This window comes from Streptomyces sp. NPDC048590, from assembly GCF_043199535.1.
GTDB lineage: Bacteria > Actinomycetota > Actinomycetes > Streptomycetales > Streptomycetaceae > Streptomyces.
In genome coordinates this window covers 228,386-246,064 of record NZ_JBICWC010000010.1, presented here as the reverse complement: position 1 = coordinate 246,064, position 17,679 = coordinate 228,386, and the positions used below count along the sequence as shown (strand labels likewise).

At 70.2% G+C, this 17,679-nt stretch carries 13 protein-coding genes, 1 tRNA gene and 2 pseudogenes; 11 read left to right on the top strand and 5 right to left on the bottom strand.

Translation table 11 applies throughout. The features are described from left to right. The first annotated feature begins 5 nt into the window (after positions 1-5). From kdpA to ACGFNN_RS27850, 5 genes are all read left to right on the top strand, one after another. Complete coding sequence (gene kdpA, locus ACGFNN_RS27870) at positions 6-1,697, top strand: potassium-transporting ATPase subunit KdpA (RefSeq protein ID WP_393559925.1); 1,692 nt, start codon at positions 6-8, stop codon at positions 1,695-1,697. After that, positions 1,694-3,829, top strand: coding sequence for a potassium-transporting ATPase subunit KdpB (kdpB, locus tag ACGFNN_RS27865; protein WP_393559923.1), 2,136 nt, complete (start codon positions 1,694-1,696; stop codon positions 3,827-3,829). Before kdpA ends, kdpB begins: the two co-directional genes overlap by 4 nt. A gap of 5 nt (positions 3,830-3,834) precedes the next feature. After that, the gene (locus ACGFNN_RS27860; protein WP_393559921.1) at positions 3,835-4,506 is read left to right on the top strand and encodes a potassium-transporting ATPase subunit C; all 672 of its coding nucleotides are present in this window, start codon (positions 3,835-3,837) and stop codon (positions 4,504-4,506) included. 172 nt (positions 4,507-4,678) lie between these two features. Continuing rightward, positions 4,679-4,891, top strand: coding sequence for a hypothetical protein (locus ACGFNN_RS27855; RefSeq protein WP_393559919.1), 213 nt, complete (start codon positions 4,679-4,681; stop codon positions 4,889-4,891). A 213-nt stretch (positions 4,892-5,104) separates the two neighbouring features. Next, complete coding sequence (locus tag ACGFNN_RS27850; protein WP_393559917.1) at positions 5,105-7,309, top strand: phosphocholine-specific phospholipase C; 2,205 nt, start codon at positions 5,105-5,107, stop codon at positions 7,307-7,309. 224 nt (positions 7,310-7,533) lie between these two features. Here the strand turns inward: ACGFNN_RS27850 and ACGFNN_RS27845 are convergent, their stop codons facing one another. Then, entirely contained in the window at positions 7,534-7,692 is a 159-nt protein-coding gene (locus ACGFNN_RS27845) for a hypothetical protein (RefSeq protein ID WP_393559915.1), read from the bottom strand. Positions 7,693-7,787: 95 nt separating this feature from the next. Between ACGFNN_RS27845 and ACGFNN_RS27840 the strand changes: the two genes are divergently transcribed. After that, the gene (locus ACGFNN_RS27840) at positions 7,788-9,206 is read left to right on the top strand and encodes an ATP-binding protein (RefSeq protein WP_393559913.1); all 1,419 of its coding nucleotides are present in this window, start codon (positions 7,788-7,790) and stop codon (positions 9,204-9,206) included. Positions 9,207-9,305: 99 nt separating this feature from the next. On the opposite strand, the gene ACGFNN_RS27835 is transcribed toward ACGFNN_RS27840, so the two are convergent. Beyond that, positions 9,306-9,378 (bottom strand) — tRNA-Arg (locus ACGFNN_RS27835). A gap of 263 nt (positions 9,379-9,641) precedes the next feature. Continuing rightward, positions 9,642-9,974 (bottom strand): annotated as a pseudogene (locus ACGFNN_RS27830) (winged helix-turn-helix transcriptional regulator); the annotation flags it as partial. A gap of 57 nt (positions 9,975-10,031) precedes the next feature. On the opposite strand from ACGFNN_RS27830, the pseudogene ACGFNN_RS27825 reads away from it, so the two are divergent. Both ACGFNN_RS27825 and ACGFNN_RS27820 read left to right on the top strand, forming a co-directional pair. After that, positions 10,032-10,217: pseudogene (locus ACGFNN_RS27825) on the top strand (NmrA family transcriptional regulator); the annotation flags it as partial. A 143-nt stretch (positions 10,218-10,360) separates the two neighbouring features. Continuing rightward, positions 10,361-12,100, top strand: a complete 1,740-nt coding sequence (locus ACGFNN_RS27820) for a class I adenylate-forming enzyme family protein (protein WP_393559911.1) — start codon at positions 10,361-10,363, stop codon at positions 12,098-12,100. Positions 12,101-12,112: 12 nt separating this feature from the next. Here ACGFNN_RS27820 and ACGFNN_RS27815 read toward each other — a convergent pair whose 3' ends face one another. Continuing rightward, positions 12,113-13,393 carry a M6 family metalloprotease domain-containing protein gene (locus tag ACGFNN_RS27815; protein ID WP_393559909.1) on the bottom strand — a complete coding sequence of 427 codons (1,281 nt, stop codon included), beginning with the start codon at positions 13,391-13,393 and terminating at the stop codon, positions 12,113-12,115. 265 nt (positions 13,394-13,658) lie between these two features. Between ACGFNN_RS27815 and ACGFNN_RS27810 the strand changes: the two genes are divergently transcribed. Next, positions 13,659-14,327, top strand: a complete 669-nt coding sequence (locus ACGFNN_RS27810; protein ID WP_362540814.1) for a TetR/AcrR family transcriptional regulator — start codon at positions 13,659-13,661, stop codon at positions 14,325-14,327. A gap of 249 nt (positions 14,328-14,576) precedes the next feature. Next, the gene (locus ACGFNN_RS27805; protein ID WP_393559907.1) at positions 14,577-16,106 is read left to right on the top strand and encodes an MFS transporter; all 1,530 of its coding nucleotides are present in this window, start codon (positions 14,577-14,579) and stop codon (positions 16,104-16,106) included. 79 nt (positions 16,107-16,185) lie between these two features. On the opposite strand, the gene ACGFNN_RS27800 is transcribed toward ACGFNN_RS27805, so the two are convergent. Next, entirely contained in the window at positions 16,186-16,698 is a 513-nt protein-coding gene (locus tag ACGFNN_RS27800) for a MarR family transcriptional regulator (RefSeq protein ID WP_365520298.1), read from the bottom strand. 191 nt (positions 16,699-16,889) lie between these two features. Here ACGFNN_RS27800 and ACGFNN_RS27795 point away from each other — a divergent pair, with 191 nt between their 5' ends. Further along, the gene (locus ACGFNN_RS27795; protein ID WP_393559904.1) at positions 16,890-17,672 is read left to right on the top strand and encodes a dioxygenase; all 783 of its coding nucleotides are present in this window, start codon (positions 16,890-16,892) and stop codon (positions 17,670-17,672) included. Positions 17,673-17,679 lie beyond the last annotated feature (7 nt).

Sequence of the window (17,679 nt, the reverse complement as noted above, 5' to 3'; positions counted from 1 at the left end):
GCGTCATGAGCCCCGTCCTTGCCGGTGTGCTCCAGCTGCTCGCCCTGACAGCCGCGCTGGCGCTCGCCTACATACCCCTCGGCACCTACATGGCCAGGGTCTACACCTCGGACACGCACTGGCGCGTCGAGAAGTGGATCTACAAGGCCATCGGCGCAGACCCCGGAGCGGCCATGCGCTGGCCGGCCTACCTGCGCGGCGTGCTGGCCTTCTCCTTCGCCGGTGTCCTCTTCCTCCACCTGCTCCAGCGGCTCCAGGGCGTCCTGCCCGGCTCGCTCGGCTTCGCCTCGATCGACCCCGACCAGGCCTTCAACACGGCCGTGTCCTTCGTGACGAACACCAACTGGCAGTCGTACTACGGCGAGCAGGCCATGGGGCACGTCGTCCAGACCGCCGGACTGGCCGTCCAGAACTTCGTCTCCGCCGCCGTGGGCATGGCCGTCGCCATCGCCCTCGTACGCGGGTTCTCCCTCCACCGCTCCCGACGCGGCGCGGGTGGGGCCGGCAACGGTGAACTGGGCAACTTCTGGGCCGACCTGGTCCGGGGCGTCGTCCGCATCCTGGTCCCGATCGCGGCGGTCTCCGCCGTGGTCCTGGTGGCCTGCGGCGCCATCCAGAACTTCTCCGGCATCCACGAGGTCGGCCAGTTCATGGGCGGCAGCCAGGAGTGGAACGGCGGCGCGGTCGCCTCCCAGGAGGCCATCAAGGAGCTGGGCACCAACGGCGGTGGCTACTTCAACGCCAACAGCGCCCACCCCTTCGAGAACCCCACCCCCTTCACCAACCTCTTCGAGATCTTCCTGATCCTGCTGATCCCGTTCTCCCTGACCCGGACCTTCGGCCTCATGGTCGGTTCGGTCCGCCAGGGTTACGCGATCCTGGCCGCCATGGCCTCCATCTGGGTCGGCTTCGTCGCCCTGATGATGTGGACCGAGTTCTCCCACCACGGAACGGCCCTGGACCTCGCGGGCGGTGCGATGGAGGGCAAGGAGGTGCGCTTCGGGATCGGCGGATCGTCGATCTTCGCGGTGTCGACCACCCTGACCTCCACCGGCGCCGTGGACTCCTTCCACTCCTCCCTCACCGGGCTCGGAGGCGGCATCACCATGCTCGGCATGATGCTCGGCGAGATCGCGCCCGGCGGAGTCGGGTCCGGCCTCTACGGCATGCTGATCATGGCGATCATCGCGGTGTTCATCGCGGGACTGATGGTCGGCCGCACGCCGGAGTACCTGGGCAGGAAGATCGGGACCCGGGAGATCAAGTTCGCGGCCTGCTACATCCTGATCACCCCGGCCCTGGTGCTGACCTTCACCGCCGCGGCGATGGCCCTGCCCACCCCGGGCGACTCGATGACCAACAGCGGGGCGCACGGCTTCTCCGAGATCCTCTACGCCTACACCTCGGCGTCGAACAACAACGGCTCCGCCTTCGCCGGACTGAACGCCGACACCCAGTGGTTCAACACCACCCTGGGCCTCGCGATGCTGCTCGGACGATTCCTGCCGATGGTGTTCGTCCTGGCGCTGGCGGGCTCGCTGGCCGGGCAGAAGCCCGTACCGGTCACCGCCGGAACCCTGCGCACCGAGAAACCGCTCTTCACCGGCCTCCTGGTGGGCGCGGTCCTGATCATCACCGGTCTCACCTACTTCCCGGCGCTCGCGCTGGGACCGCTCGCCGAGGGGTTGGCGGCATGAACACCGACACGCAGAAGCACGAGGACACGATGTCCACAGGGGTCACGGCCACCACCACCGAGGCGCGGGAGCCGCACAGCACCCCCGCCACCACGGAAGGACGGGTCGGCGCGGGTCTCTTCGACCCGGCGCAGCTCGTCACGTCGCTGCCCGGCGCCTTCCGCAAGCTCGATCCCCGGGTGATGGTCAAGTCACCCGTCATGTTCGTCGTCCTGGTCGGATCCGTCCTGACGACGGTGTTCGCCTTCAAGGACCCCGGCGACTGGTTCGGCTGGGCCATCAGCGCCTGGCTCTGGCTCACCGTGATCTTCGCCAACCTGGCCGAGGCGGTGGCCGAGGGCCGCGGCAAGGCGCAGGCCGACACCCTGCGCAAGGCGAAGACCGACACCGTCGCCCGCCGGGTCGTCGCCGGCCGTGAGGAGCTGGTGCCGGGCACCGACCTGCGCATCGGGGACCAGGTCGTCTGCGAGGCGGGCGACGTCATCCCCGGCGACGGGGACGTCGTCGAGGGCGTCGCGTCCGTGGACGAGTCGGCGATCACCGGCGAGTCCGCGCCCGTGATCCGCGAGTCGGGCGGTGACCGGTCGGCGGTCACCGGCGGTACGAAGGTGCTCTCCGACCGCATCGTCGTCAGGATCACCACCAAGCCCGGCGAGACCTTCATCGACCGGATGATCAACCTGGTGGAGGGCGCCGCGCGGCAGAAGACGCCCAACGAGATCGCGCTGAACATCCTCCTCGCCTCACTCACCGTCGTCTTCCTGCTGGCATGCGCCACCCTGCCGCCCTTCGCGGACTACGCCGGCACGCACCTGACCATGGTCGTACTGGTGGCGCTGCTGGTCTGCCTGATCCCGACGACGATCGGAGCGCTGCTCTCCGCCATCGGCATCGCCGGCATGGACCGTCTGGTGCAGCGCAACGTGCTGGCCATGTCGGGCCGTGCGGTCGAGGCCGCCGGTGACGTGTCCACCCTGCTGCTGGACAAGACCGGCACCATCACGCTCGGCAACCGTCAGGCCGCCGCGTTCGTACCGGTACGAGGCACCACCGAGGCGGAGGTCGCGGACGCCGCACAGCTCTCCTCGCTGGCCGACGAGACGCCCGAGGGCCGCTCCGTCGTCGTCCTCGCCAAGGAGCGGTACGGCCTGCGCGAGCGCCACCAGGGCGAGCTCGTGGGGGCGGAGTGGATCGCCTTCACCGCGCAGACCCGCATGTCCGGCGTGGACGTCGACGGCCGCAAGGTCCGCAAGGGAGCGGCCGGTTCCGTCATCGCCTGGGTCCAGGAGCGTGGCGGCACCGTCGACACCGGCGCGGAGGAGGCCGCGCACCGCATCTCCGAGGAGGGCGGCACCCCGCTGCTCGTCGCGGTCGAGGACACCGATGGCGCCCGCGTGCTCGGCGTGATCCACCTGAAGGACGTCGTCAAGGACGGCATGCGGGAACGATTCGACGAACTCCGCAGGATGGGCATCCGCACCGTCATGATCACGGGCGACAACCCGCTGACGGCCAAGGCCATCGCCGAGGAGGCCGGGGTCGACGACTTCCTCGCCGAGGCCACCCCCGAGGACAAGATGGCGCTGATCAAGCGGGAGCAAGCCGGCGGGAAGCTGGTCGCGATGACCGGCGACGGCACCAACGACGCGCCCGCTCTCGCCCAGGCGGACGTCGGCGTCGCGATGAACACCGGCACGTCGGCCGCGAAGGAGGCCGGCAACATGGTCGACCTCGACTCCGACCCGACCAAGCTCATCGAGATCGTCGGGATCGGCAAGCAGCTCCTCATCACCCGGGGCGCGCTGACGACCTTCTCCATCGCCAACGACGTCGCCAAGTACTTCGCGATCATCCCGGCGCTGTTCGCTGCGGTGTACCCGGGCCTGGACAAGCTCAACATCATGGGCCTGACCTCCCCGGACTCCGCGATCCTCTCCGCGGTCGTCTTCAACGCGCTGATCATCGTGGCACTGGTGCCCCTCGCCCTCAGGGGCGTCCGCTACCGGCCCATGAGCGCCGACCGGATGCTCCGTCGCAACCTCACGGTCTACGGCCTCGGCGGGCTGGTCGCCCCCTTCGTCGGAATCAAGATCATCGACATGCTCATCTCACTCATCCCCGGAATCGGCTGACAGCCATGAACAACTCAGTGAGCAACACCGCCCGACTGCTCGGCGCCGGCCTGCGCGCCCTGCTCGTCCTCACCCTGGTGACAGGCGTCCTCTACCCCCTCGCCGTCACCGGCATCGGCCAGGGACTCTTCCCCGACCGGGCGAACGGCTCCGAGATCACGGCCGCCGACGGCAAGGTCGTCGGCTCCTCCCTGATCGGCCAGGCGTACAACCTGCCGCTGAAGGACGGCCAGGAGACCCCGGAACCGGATCTCAAGTGGTTCCAGGGCCGGCCGGCCAACGGCCTGGGCACCAACAGCGTCAACACCCAGTACGAGCTCATACTCTCCGGAGCCACCAACCGGGCCGCCGGCGACGCGGAGTTGGTCCAGTGGGTCAAGGACGCCAAGGCCGCCGTCATCAAGGACAACTCCGTCAACGGCTACACCGTCGCCCCCGCCGACGTACCCGCCGACGCGGTCACCTCCTCCGGCTCGGGACTCGACCCGAACATCTCCCCGAAGTACGCCGAGATCCAGGTGCACCGCGTCGCCGAACGGAACGGCCTGCCCGTCGCGCAGGTCGGCAAGCTCGTCGACGCCCACACCGACGGCCGCCAACTCGGCTTCCTCGGCGAACCCCGGGTCAACGTCCTCGAACTGAACACCGCCCTCAAGGCGCTCGTAGCCGGCCGGTGAGCGGGTTACGCCCAGGAAGTCGAGCCCGCTTCCCCGCCCCGCCCCGCTGCTCGCGTCAGGCGCGAGCAGCGGGGCGGGGCGGCGGGTCGGGGAAGGGCCGGGCGCCATACCCACGGCCCAGTCCCCCACTCTCCGTCCGAGCACCACGATTCGACATGAACAGGGAGCAGAGATGCCGGCCTCGGAGAGCGCGGACCCCCATGCCACGTCCACGCCACCCGAGTGCGTGGTCGAGGAAGTCCTCGCCCGTTTCCACGCCTACGCCCGGATCCGCAGGTCCCGCGACCGCATACTCTCCGCCCGCCGCTACAGCCCGCGCGACGAGCAACAGGCCTTCGACGACCTGCACCGCGCGATGACCCGGCTACGCAGCCCGGCGCGGTGACGCCGGCAGTGGCCCGACGACTTTTCGCCTCCTTCGGTTCCGTAATGCCGTGAGCCGCGCTTCCGGCCAGGTGCCGTTCATGCCGTCTTCCGTCTCCGACGTACGAGGTGTCATTTCCGCCTCCCTAAGGTGCGGTGGCTGTCGCCGCAGCAGGCAGAACCCTGTGCCCGGCAGTTCCTGTCCTCACCGCCGCACCGAGCGAGAGAAGCCGCCATGAGTTCCGCCAGCACCCGACGTGACTTCCTACGCAGATCCGCGACGACCCTCGGCGCGGCGGCCGCCGCCTCCGCGCTGCCCACCTCCATCAGCCGCGCGCTCGCCGTCGACGCGGCGGTGCGCACGGGGACCATCAAGGACGTCGAGCACGTCGTGATCCTGATGCAGGAGAACCGGGGCTTCAACCACTACTTCGGCTCGATGCGAGGAGTACGCGGCTTCGGCGACCGCTTCCCCGTTCCGCTGGAGAGCGGAAAGCCCGTCTGGTACCAGTCCGACGGCTCCAGGGAGATCCCGCCCTACCACCTCGACCCGGCGCGCTCCAGCGCGCTTCTCGTCCCCAGCACCCCGCACTCCTTCTCCGACGCGCAGGCCGCATGGAACCAGGGGAAGTCCGGCTTCTGGCCGAAGTTCAAGTCCGAGTACTCCATGGGGTACTACCGGCGCGACGACATCCCCTTCCAGTTCGCTCTCGCCGAGGCGTTCACCATCTGCGACGCGTACCACTGCTCCGTCACCACCGGGACCGACCCCAACCGCATCACGTTCTGGTCCGGCTCCAACTTCAACCCCGAGCTCGGCCGCCAGGGCATCAACCCCAAGGACGACCAGTCCGAGCCGAACAACCTTCGGAGCTGGATCAAGGGCAAGTGGGTGCCCGACGCCTGGCCGCAGACGTACACGTACGCGAGCAACGCGTTCACCTGGGACACCCTCCCTGACGTACTGGAGCGAGCCGGTGTCAGCTGGCACATCTACCAGGACATGAACGACAACTGGACCGGCGCGATGCACGGTTGCCTCGCCTTCGAGAGCTTCCGGACCGCGCGGCCCGGAACCCCGGTCTACGAGCACGGCATGACCGGTGGGCCCGACTTCCTCGACCGCCTCCGCGAAGACGTACGCAACGACACGCTCCCGCAGGTCTCCTGGGTGCTGACCACCGCGTCGAACTCCGAGCACCCCGGAGCCGGCTCCAGCCCGACGCACGGCGGCAACTTCACGGCGGACGTGCTGGACGCGCTGACCGCCAACCCCGAGGTGTGGAGCAAGACCGTCTTCCTGCTGACCTTCGACGAGAACGACGGCCTCTTCGACCACGTTCCCGCACCGGCCGTCCCCTCGTACAACCTCGACGGCAGCCTCGCCGGCAAGTCGACGATCCCCCTGGACGGCGAGTACTTCGACGCCTCCGCCGACCCGGCGAAGTGGCTCAAGCCGCAGGACACCGTGACCGGAACCACACGGCCCTGGGGGCTCGGCCCACGGGTTCCGCTCTACGCCGTGTCCCCCTGGAGCAGGGGCGGCTGGGTCTCCTCGGAGGTCTTCGACCACACGTCGGTGGGCATGTTCCTGGAACAGCGCTTCGACATCGAGCTGGACACCATCAGTCCCTGGCACCGGGCGATCTCCGGCGACCTCACCTCTGCCTTCGACTTCAGGCACCCCAACGAGCGCCGCTTCCCCGACCTCCCGGACCAGAGCAACTGGGCCGACTCCGACGCCGAACAGCGAACCCTCCCGGCCCCGAAGGCACCGGCGGTACCGGAACCGCTCTTCCAGGAGCCCGGACCGCGCTATTCGCGTGCGCTGCCCTACGAACTGCACACCGACGCCTCCGTGGACCGCGAGGCCGGCACGGTGGAGCTCCGATTCCTCAACACCGGGGACAAGGGCGCCGTCTTCCACGTCTACGACAGGCACCACCTCGACCGGATACCGCGGCGCTACACCGTCGAGCCCGGCAAACAGCTCACCGACGTGTGGACACCCACCGACGCCGACGCCGACTCCGGCGCCTACGACCTCGAGGTCCACGGCCCGGGCGGCTTCTTCCGCTCCTTCACGGGGAGCACCGACGCGCCCATCACGCCCTCCCTGAAACTCCGCTACGACCGTGCGGCGAAGTCCGTCGTCCTCACGGTCCGCAACCCGGGCGCACGAGGGATCATGCTCCGGGTCGAGCCCCACGCCTACCGCTTCGCAGGCCCGCGGGCGGTGCACGTCGGTCCCCGCAGGGAGGTGCACAAGCGCTGGCCGCTGTGGACCAGCGGCGACTGGTACGACTTCACGGTCACCACCGACGGCTCGCTCTCCGAGCACCGCTTCGCCGGCCGCGTGGAGACCGGCCGGGACGGCATCAGCGACCCGGCCATGGCCGCCCACCTCCAGCCGGGGATGACCCGAGCCGGCACGGAGTGAGGCGGCGCCGGTGCCGGCCGGTCAGCCGTGCTGGTCGGACGGGCTCGCGGGGGGATGCTCACTGCCGCGCGGACGTCATGCAGGACACGCGGCGTGAGGCCATGAGCCACAAGAGCCGGCTGCTGCGGAGGCGTCCCGGTCGTCGGTGACCGACGGAGCTGAAGCACGCGAGTACAACGGCCCCGGACGGGGTGGGGTATGGGCGAAGTCTCGTAAGACCCTCTTCACTCGCACGAAGCGTCCCGCGAGGGGTTGATCATGTCGTCGCTGTCGGAGGTGAAGACGGTTGCCTCAGCTCCTCGCGCGGCTTCCCGCCCGACCACAGCCGCCAGAACGGCGTCGACGGCGTACTTGTGCCCATGCGGGCCGGCTGCCTTCAGCATGGGGCGGCATTTCCCGAGACCCGAAAGCTAACATTGAGGTTACTAACCTTGATGTTAGTATCTGTGTCATCGGGTGACGCTGAGGAGGTGGCGACATGGCGGACTTCGTGGGCAGGCGACACGAGCTCGAGACGCTGGATCGAGAGCTGGCCAAGGTGATGGCCGGGGTCGGCGGGGAGCGGCCCGGGCGGTGCGTGATGCTTCGAGGGCGCCGCCGGGTGGGTAAGTCGCGGTTGGTGGAGCGGTTCGCCGAGAGATCCGGTACGCCCTTCCTCTTCTACGCCGCCACAGGGGCGTCGCCGGGGGCGGACCTGGAGCGGCTCGGTCGGGATGCGCAGTCGTCCAGCCTTCCGCTGGCGAATCTGCTGTCCGCGGCCCGTCCGGCGAGTTGGGATGCCGCGTTCGATGTGCTGGCGGCGGCACTGCCGCAGGACCGGGCGAGTGTGGTGGTCATGGACGAGGTGCCCTATTTGATGGATGCGGAGGGCGCCTTCGAGGGCATGCTTCAACGGGCCTGGGACCGAATGCTCGAGAAGAGGCCGGTTCTGCTGGTTCTCATCGGCTCCGACCTGTCGATGATGGAGGCGCTGAACAGTTATGGACGCCCGTTCCACCAGCGTGGACGGGAGATGGTGCTGGGTCCGCTCAACCCGGCGGAGGTGGGCGCGATGCTCGACCTCGATGCCGCCTCGGCCTTCGACGCGACCTTGATCACCGGTGGGCTGCCCCTGGTCTGTACGGAGTGGCCGCGCGGCGCCGGGATGTGGGAGTTCCTGCACGCGGCGCTCAGTGATCCGGTATCGGCCTTGCTGGTGTCGGCGGAGCGCTCGCTGGCCGCGGAGTTCCCCCAGCAGGTCCAAGCCCGCACCGTCCTCTCGGCGATCGGCAGTGGAGAACGCACGTTCTCCAATATCGCCCGCGCCGCCGGCGGCATCGGGGCGACCCCGCTACAGCGGTCACTGGGGATGCTCTTGGACAAACGGGTGATCGCGGCGGAGCTTCCCGTATCCACGCGGCCTTCCAAGGATCGTCGCTACCGGGTCGCAGATCCCTACCTCCGCTTCTGGCTGAAGTTTCTGGGGCCCGCGATGCAGGAGATCGAGCGAGGCCGCGGAGACCTGACGCTGGAGCGCATCCGCGAGAGCTGGACCAGCTGGCGTGGCAGGGCTGTTGAACCTCTGGTGCGTGAGGCGCTGGCACGGCTGCTGCCCGACGCGCACCTTCCCGCCGCCCCCGCCATCGGCGGTTACTGGACCCGGACCAACGACGTGGAGATCGACATCGTGGGAGCGGACCGCGCCCCGATCGCCAAGGAGTTGTTGTTCGTCGGCTCGGTGAAGTGGCTGGAGAACTCCCCGTTCGACCGGCACGATCTCGCGGCGCTGCACCGACACCGCGCCGCGCTCACGCCGGCTCCCGTGCCGGTGATCGCTGTCTCGCGCAGCGGGACCGACTGTGCGGGCGTCGACGCTGCGTACGGCCCGACGGATCTCCTCGCGGGATGGTCATCCTGAGTGCGTCGGATCGTCTCCGCGGTTCGCCTGGGCACGACTGCCGTCAGGTGCTGCCGTCAAGAAGGCCCGGACCGTGATCGGTCCGGGCCTTTTCCCTTGTGCCCCCGGCAGGATTCGAACCTGCGACACCCGCTTTAGGAGAGCGGTGCTCTATCCCCTGAGCTACGAAGGCGAGCCCCGGAAAGGTGTGTCCGGGCCGGTAGAGCCGGGCACTCGGTTCCGAGGAGCAGTGCGGTGCGCGGTTGTGGCCGTGCACCGGGATCAGTGTAGCGGGTGGGTTCGTCGCGCGAGGGTGTGCCGGGGTGCGGCTGTGGTGTCCCGGGTTCCTCGGGATGGGAGCACCGAGCGGAACGCGTTCCGCGTGCCGACCCGATGGCCGGAGCGGTCGGCTGTACGACGCGCCGCCTCACCGCACGCGCCGCCTCGCCGCCCGCCGGGCGGTTCCTCCGCCGCGTCGAAGTCGCGCCGTGCCTGTTCGACGCGGGGGAGGTTCTCGGTGGACCACTCCGTGAGGTGGGCGAAGAGCGGGGCCAGGCTGCGGCCGAGGTCGCTGATCTCGTACTCGACCCTCGGTGGCACCCCGGGGTGGTAGGTGCGTGTCACCAGTCCGTCGCGTTCCATCTGCCGCAGGCGCTGGGTGAGGACCTTGGGGGTGATGGTGCCGATGTTGCGCTGCAGTACGACGAAGCGCTGGCGGCCGAAGGCGTTGAGGGTCCACAGGATCGGAGTCGTCCAGCGGTTGAAGACGATGTCGAGCACGGGGGTGATCGGGCACGCCTGAGGCGCTGTGTTCCCGGGTGCCCAGGCTGTGCCGGCGCCTGCCCCCGTGAGACGGCGTCCGCCCGCATGGCGCAGTTCATGCCGGCGGAGGTCGTCGGCGGAACGCTCGACATCCTGGGGCTGCCGCTCCCCGCCGAGCAGGCGGTGAGTCCGGACGTCGAGAAGGTGCTCGGCCGCCCGGCTGCCCCGTTCTCCGCCTGGGCGGCGCGGAGCCTCCCGGCCTTCCGGTGAGTCGCGGCGGCTCTGCCGTGCGTCGCGGTGGGAGCGGGGCCGGCCCGTTCGACCGGCCGGGGGAGGGTCGGTTGACGGGCGCCGGGTGCGGGCATAGCGTCGCCGCGTCGCTGAGCCAGTCCGTCGCACGTGAGAGGCCGCCCGTGCCGCACGCCGAACCCGGCCATTCGCCCGAACCCAGTCGTACCCCCGATCTCGAGCGCGGTCAGGGCGCCGCACCCGACGAGAGCGAACGCGCGCGCGTCGAGGCCTCGCTCACCGCCCCCGGCGCACCCTTCGCCGTCGAACGCGCCGAGCACGGGCCGCTCGTGTACGCGCACGGCCCCCGCACCCTGCGGGAGTTCGTGGAGACCACCTGGGCCTTCGGCGACCAGCCGTTCCTGATCTACGGTGAACGGGTCTGCACGTACGGGGAGTTCTTCGCGGCGGCATCCGCCCTCGCCGTACGCTTCACCGAGACGTACGGGCTGCGCCCCGGTGACCGGGCCGTCGTGGCCATGCGGAACCACCCCGAGTGGCAGATCGCCTTCTGGGCCGCCCAGCTGGCCGGACTGATCGCTGTACCACTCAACTCCTGGTGGACCGAGGGTGAGTTCGCGTTCGCCCTCGACGACTGCGAGCCGAAGGTCCTCCTGGTCGACGGGGAGCAGCTCGGCAAGGTCGAGGCGTGGGGGCGGAAGGCCGGGGCGCGCTTCGTCGTCTTCCACCACGACGGGGAGCTGCCCGAGGGCGGCGAGCGGTACGCCGATCTGCCGGAGCCCGACCCGTACGCCGCTCCGCCCGATGTGGAGGTGCGGCCCGAGGACGACGCCACGATCATCTACACCTCGGGCACCACCGGACGCCCCAAGGGCGCCGTGGCCACTCATCTCGCCCAGGCCGGCGCAGCCCTCAACCCCCGCTACCAGGCGGCGGTGTCGGCCTTGGGGCGCGGTGTCATCCCGGGGCAGGGGCCCGTCCCGGTCACCCTGATGACGTTCCCCTTCTTCCATGTCGCGGCGTTCACCAGCTTCTACTCGGCGATGTCGGCGGGCGGCACCCTGGTGCTGATGCCGAAGTGGGATGCGGACGAGGCGCTGCGGCTGATCCGGGAGCGCGGGGTCACCCACTACGCGGGCGTCCCGGCCACCGCGCTCCAGTTGCTCGCCGCCGCCGACCGTGCGGGCGACGAGCTCGCGGGTCTGCGCGGGCTGAACACGGGTGGTGCGGCGGCTCCGCCCTCGTTGGTCGCCCGGCTCACCGCCCGGTACGGGGAGCGCGTCGAGCCCCGCAACGGCTACGGCCTCACGGAGACCAGTGGCGGGGTGCTCGCCAACTTCGGCGGCGCCTACCGGGCACACCCGGAATCCGTGGGCACGCCGACACCGGTCACCGAGGTGCGGATCGCGGGACCGGCGGGGGAGGAGCTGCCGGACGGCGAGACGGGCGAGCTGTGGCTGCGCGGCCAGTCCCTGGTGCACGGCTACTGGCGCGACGAGGACGCGACCGGGGCGGCGTTCACGAACGGCTGGTTCCGTACGGGGGATCTCGCGGTCGTCCGGGACGGGCGGGTCACCGTCGTCGACCGGATCAAGGACCTGGTGATCCGCGGCGGCGAGAACGTCTACTGCGTCGAGGTGGAGGCGGCCCTGCACGAGCATCCCGACGTGGAGGACGCGGCGGTGCTCGGCGTGCCGCATCCGGTGCTGGGCGAGGAGGTCGCGGCGGTCGTCCGGGTGCGTCCAGGATCGGCCGTGACGCCGGACGCGCTGCGGGAGCACGTGGGCGGGAGCCTGGCTGCGTTCAAGGTGCCGGCGTACGTGCGGCTGACCGAGGAGCCTCTCCCGCGGAACCCCACGGGGAAGCTCCTCAAGCGGGAGTTGCGCGAGGGGTGGCGGGGGTGAGGGGACGGGCGTTCACGGCCGGGTGATGCGCACCCGGTAGTTCCCCTGGGAATCCTTGTCGAGCACGGATATTCGTACCCCGTCGGCCCGGTCGGTGAAGGTCTCACCGGGCTGGAAGGTGGCGTCCGAGAGCTCGGCGTGGACGTTGGGGCGCCGGGTGCAGCCGCCGCTGTCCTCGGTGCTGTCCTCGACGGAGATCGGTCCCTGGCCGGTGTCGACGTCGGAGCTCACCTTGTAGACGAGGACGCCGGGGCGGCAGACCGCCTCGTCGTTGCCCTCGGCGGTCCGCACCTCCACGGCGTAGCCGGACTGGGCGCTCACCGGTACGAAGGCGAGTTTCGGGCCGCCCTTCGTGGCGAGTGGTTCGAGGACGTGCTCGCTGGTGCCGGGCATGGCGGCGCAGCTGATCTGGTCGCCGTCCAGCCATCCGAGCTTCCACTTGTGCCAGCCGAGGAGGTCGTTGTTGGCCCCCCAGTCCTCGGACATGATGTCCCAGTGCCCCACCGAGCCGCCGCCCTCCATCGTGTAGAGGTCGGGCAGGCCGAAGACATGGCCGTTCTCGTGGGGCAGGACCCGGTAGCCGGTCTCCGCGTACGAGCCGGAACCGTCGTCCTGGCGGCTGTAGACGAAGGACGTGTTGGCGAGTGGGATGCCGTCGGCGAAGGGGGCGTCGTCGTTGCCGGAGAAGGTCACCGAGAGGACGGTGTCCAGCGCGGAGGGCCCGGCGTTCGGGGTGACCAGCACGTTGACCAGGTCGTACGCCGAGAAGTCGACCTTGGGGTCGGCGACCTCCACCAGGTCCTTGACCATCTTGCGGTAGCCGGGTTCGTACGGTGAACCGCGTTCGATGCCGTACTCGGAGAACGGCAGGGGCATCCGCAGCCAGTCGTTCACGGGCGTCTCGGGCTGGTAGGTCAGCCGCCCGTAGGAGCTGGTGCGGAACCAGTCGGAGGTCTGCGGGAAGAACTCGGCCAGCCGGTCCGCGGCGGGCTCGGTGGCCTTCGCGTCGGGGAAGTCGATCATCAGGTTGAGGGCTCTGATCCGCCCGGTCGAGCGGGCGTAGCCGGGCGGGGTCGGCATCCCCTCCGACATCTGTACGCCCATGGCCGCGGGTATCCGGCAGGGTGCCAGGCCGGTGCCCCGGGGGGCCGCCGCGACCGGTCCGGCGGAGGCGCGGCTGGCTATGGGGAGGGTGGAGCTGGCGGAGGCCATCGTGGCGATGACCAGGGCGGTCGCTCCGGCGAGAGCGAGCGGGCGGCGGTATCCGCGTATCCGGTGGCGGGGCTGCTGCATGGGCGTCGCCTTCGGTCCGCGGCAGTCGGCCGGTCCTGACTGCGCTCTGCGGATCAGCCTCTGCCGGGTGGCCGGAGACCGCCTGCCGGGTGCGCCGATGGGGGGAAATTCCGGCACCCACGATTGTGTGACTCAGGTCACAAAGGTGCGGGAAATAACCGGGGAGGCTTTCCCCGTTTGAACCTGTGTCTCCGACGAAACGGGGACATGGTCCCCGGATCCGCCGGAGGCCGGGAAGACTCACTCGGAGGGAAGGGCCGTGGCAGTGGAATCCGTCGCCGGAACCGCCCCCGCACCCTGCGCCGCGCAGCGCCGTACACCCCGCCCGCGGGCGGACGCGCTGCGCAACAGGGAGCGGATCGTGGCGGCGGCGCGCGAGATGTTCGTCGAGTTCGGGCCCGACGTGCCGCTCGACGAGGTCGCGCGGCGCGCCGGAGTCGGCAACGCCACGCTCTACCGGAACTTCCCCGACCGGGCCGCCCTGGTCCACGAGGTCGTCCTGGCCGTCACCTCCCGCACCACCGACCGGGTGGAGGAGGCCGTCGCGGCCGAGTCCGACCCGTTCGCCGCGCTGAGCCGCTTCGTGCACGCGGCCGCCGACGAACGGATCGGCGCGCTGTGCCCGATGCTGTCCGGCGGTTTCGACAAGGACCACCCCGAACTGCTCGCCGAGCGCCGTCGCCTCGAAGAGGCCGTCGAAGGGCTCGTGGAGCGCGCCATGTCCGCGGGGAGGCTGCGCACCGACATCGCCGTCGGTGACGTGCTCGTCGCCCTGTCCCAGCTCACCCGGCCGCTGCCAGGCATCGCCTGCCCGGACATCGACCGGTTCACCCACCGCCATCTGCAGCTCTTCCTGGACGGCCTGGAAGCCCCGGCCCGCTCCGAGCTCCCCGGATCGGCGGCGACCTTGGAGGTCCTGCGCAGCGGGCACTGACGCCCGCGCACCGGAGAACCGTCACCCGAATCCCCGGCCCGCCACGGGCCGTGCAACCTGACCCGCGGTCCCATCCCGACCGCAGATCCCGCGGCCCCGGACGGGCCGCACCGTCCCTGGCACCGGCCCGGACCTGAGACACAGGTCGCGCCGCCGGCACCTCCTGCCCTTCCTCGGTCCCGTACGGCTCGCCTCGCGTGCCCCGTACGCCGGACCGGTGGTTCCTCGCGTCCTTAGGTGGCTACCCCCATGTCGAAAACAGCCGGCACCGTCCCTGATCCCAGTCGCTGGAAAGCGCTGGCGTTCATCGCCCTCGCCCAGCTGATGGTCGTGCTCGACGCGACCATCGTGAACATCGCCCTGCCCTCCGCCCAGACCGACCTGGGCATCTCCGAGGGCAACAAGCAGTGGGTCATCACGGCCTACGCGCTCGCCTTCGGCGGGCTGCTCCTCTTCGGCGGACGCATCGCCGACCTCTGGGGCCGCAAGCGGACCTTCGTCGTCGGCCTGCTCGGCTTCGCCGCCGCCTCCGCGCTCGGCGGCGCGGCCCAGGGCGAGGCCATGATGTTCGGCTCCCGTGCCCTGCAGGGCGTCTTCGGCGCGCTGCTCGCGCCGGCCGCACTGTCCCTGCTCGCGGTGATGTTCACCGACGCCAAGGAGCGGGCCAAGGCCTTCGGTATCTACGGGGCCATCGCCGGTGGCGGTGGCGCGGTCGGCCTGATCCTGGGCGGCTTCCTGACCGAGTACCTGAACTGGCGCTGGACCTTCTTCGTCAACATCCCGTTCGCCATCGTCGCCGCCGCGGGTGCCTGGTTCGTCATCCGTGAGCCCGCCGGCGGCCGCAACCGCTCGCCGCTCGACATCCCCGGCGTCATCCTGTCCACGCTGGGCCTCGTCTCGCTGGTGTACGGCTTCACCCGCGCGGAGGCGGCCGGCTGGTCCGACGCCCTGACCATCGGCATGTTCGTGGCCGCCGGAGTGCTGCTGCTCGCCTTCGTCCTCACCGAGTCGCGGGTGAAGTCGCCGCTGCTGCCGCTGCGCGTGCTGACCGAGCGCAACCGCGGAGGCGTCTACCTCTCGCTGGGCCTCGCCATCATCGCGATGTTCGGGCTCTTCCTCTTCCTGACGTACTACCTCCAGGTCGTGAAGGGCTACACGCCGGTCAGGACCGGCTTCGCCTTCATGCCGATGATCGTGGGCATGATCACCGGGTCGACCCAGATCGGCGCCCGCCTCATGACCCGCGTCCCGCCGCGGCTGCTGATGGGGCCCGGCTTCCTGCTCGCGGCGGTGGGCATGCTCCTGCTGACCCAGCTGGACATCGACACCTCCTACGCGGCCGTCATCCTGCCGGCGCAGCTGCTGCTCGGCCTGGGCATGGGTACCGCGTTCATGCCGGCGATGTCCCTGGCCACGCACGGCATCGAGCCGCGTGACGCCGGTGTGGCCTCCGCGATGGTGAACACCTCGCAGCAGGTCGGCGGCGCCATCGGTACGGCGCTGCTCAACACCATCGCGGCCGGTGCCACCACCGCGTACATCGCCGACCACGCCGCCGGTGCGAGCGACCCGAAGCTGCTCCAGCTGCAGGCCATGGTCAGCGGCTTCGCCGCCGCCATCTGGTGGGCCGTCGGCATCCTGGTCGTCGCCTCGGCGATCGCGGTGACGCTGATCAACACCGGACGTCCGGGCACCGGTACCGCCGGCCCGTCCGGCGGCGCGGGGGAGTCGGCGGACGGCGCCGAGGACGAGTTCAGGATCCCGGTCGTCGCACACTGACCCGGGCGTCAGGGGCCTTTCGCGTGTGAACTTCGCGGCGGCCCCGTCCGCGGCCGTCCTTCGTCTGCCCTGGTTCCGCTCAGCGGAGCCAGGGCAGATCCGCGTCCGTACCCTCCGGCTGCAGGCCGGTGGCGATGACCTGCATGATCTCGCCGAGGCTCGTCACCTGCTGGGGGGTGAGACGGGCGAACATCGCCTGGCGTACGGCCTCGACGTGTCCGGGCGCGGACCGTGACAGCATCTCGTGGCCCTCGTCGGTGAGCACGGCGTTCTGGCCGCGCTTGTCCGAGGGGCAGTCCTCGCGGCGCACCCAGCCGTTCTTCTCCAGCCGTGCCACGGCGTGCGACAGGCGGGAGCGGGTGATCTTGGCGTCCTTGGCCAGCTGGGTCATGCGCATACGCCGCCGGGGCGCCTGGGAGAGATGGACCAGCAGTCCGTAGTAGATGTGCGGCATGCCCGCGTCGCGCTGCAACTGGCGGTCGAGATGGTCCTCCATGAGCGTGGTGGCGTGGAGATAGGCGCGCCACACGCTCTGCTCTTCGTCGGAGAGCCACCGGGGCCCGCCGGGGGATGCCGTGGTCATGTACTCCACTGTACGACCTTTTCTTGAAAGTTGAACTAGATAGAGCTAAGGTCTCGGGATGTTGGACCTTGAAGGTTCAAGAACTTGCGCAGGGTGGTCCGAGGGTTCGCTCCACCCGCCCGACCCCGGGCTCGCACACGCGGATGCCCGGTACCTGTAGGGAACACACATACCTTGATCGGCCAGGGAACGGGAGTGTCATGACAGCCACCGCGGAACGTATGCCGGCCCTCTACCTCTCCCACGGCGCGCCTCCACTCGCCGACGATCCGGTCTGGCCCGGCGAGCTGGCCGCCTGGTCGGCGGGGCTGCCGCGCCCCAGGGCGATCCTGATGGTCTCCGCCCACTGGGAGGAGGCCCCGCTCGCCCTCGGCGCGACCGAGGTGGTCCCGCTGGTCTACGACTTCTGGGGATTCCCCGAGCATTACTACACGGTAAGTTACGCCGCCCCCGGTGCCCCGAAGCTGGCGGACGACGTCCGCAAACTGCTGCGCGGCGCCGGAACCCCGGTCCAGGACATCCCGGACCGGGGCCTGGACCACGGGGCGTACGTGCCGCTGGTCGAGATGTTCCCGGCCGCGGACATCCCCGTGCTCCAGATCTCGATGCCGACCCTCGACCCGCAGAAGCTGATGGCCATCGGGCGGAAGCTCGCCCCACTGCGGGACGAGGGGGTCCTGATCGTCGGGAGCGGGTTCTTCACCCACAACCTGGCCGCGCTGCGGCACACCGGCGGCGGCACTCCCGGCTGGTCGGCCGAGTTCGACGACTGGGGGCACCGGGCACTGCTGGCCCAGGACGTCGACTCCCTGCTGGACTTCGAGCACGCCTCGCCGGCGGGCCGGCTCGCGCACCCGCGCACCGAGCACTTCGCCCCGCTGTTCGTCACGCTCGGCGCCGCGGAGGGCGACCTCGATCGGGCGAGCAGTGTCATCGACGGCTTCTGGATGGGGCTGGCGAAGCGCTCGGTGCAGTTCGGCTGACGCTCAC

Bases quoted from the DNA above. Each gene is read 5' to 3' on its own strand.
- kdpA (WP_393559925.1), top strand. From the start codon at position 6: ATGAGCCCCGTCCTTGCCGGTGTGCTCCAGCTGCTCGCCCTGACAGCC.
- kdpB (WP_393559923.1), top strand. From the start codon at position 1,694: ATGAACACCGACACGCAGAAGCACGAGGACACGATGTCCACAGGGGTC.
- ACGFNN_RS27860 (WP_393559921.1), top strand. From the start codon at position 3,835: ATGAACAACTCAGTGAGCAACACCGCCCGACTGCTCGGCGCCGGCCTG.
- ACGFNN_RS27855 (WP_393559919.1), top strand. From the start codon at position 4,679: ATGCCGGCCTCGGAGAGCGCGGACCCCCATGCCACGTCCACGCCACCC.
- ACGFNN_RS27850 (WP_393559917.1), top strand. From the start codon at position 5,105: ATGAGTTCCGCCAGCACCCGACGTGACTTCCTACGCAGATCCGCGACG.
- ACGFNN_RS27845 (WP_393559915.1), bottom strand. From the start codon at position 7,692: ATGCTGAAGGCAGCCGGCCCGCATGGGCACAAGTACGCCGTCGACGCC.
- ACGFNN_RS27840 (WP_393559913.1), top strand. From the start codon at position 7,788: ATGGCGGACTTCGTGGGCAGGCGACACGAGCTCGAGACGCTGGATCGA.
- ACGFNN_RS27815 (WP_393559909.1), bottom strand. From the start codon at position 13,393: ATGCAGCAGCCCCGCCACCGGATACGCGGATACCGCCGCCCGCTCGCT.
- ACGFNN_RS27805 (WP_393559907.1), top strand. From the start codon at position 14,577: ATGTCGAAAACAGCCGGCACCGTCCCTGATCCCAGTCGCTGGAAAGCG.
- ACGFNN_RS27795 (WP_393559904.1), top strand. From the start codon at position 16,890: ATGACAGCCACCGCGGAACGTATGCCGGCCCTCTACCTCTCCCACGGC.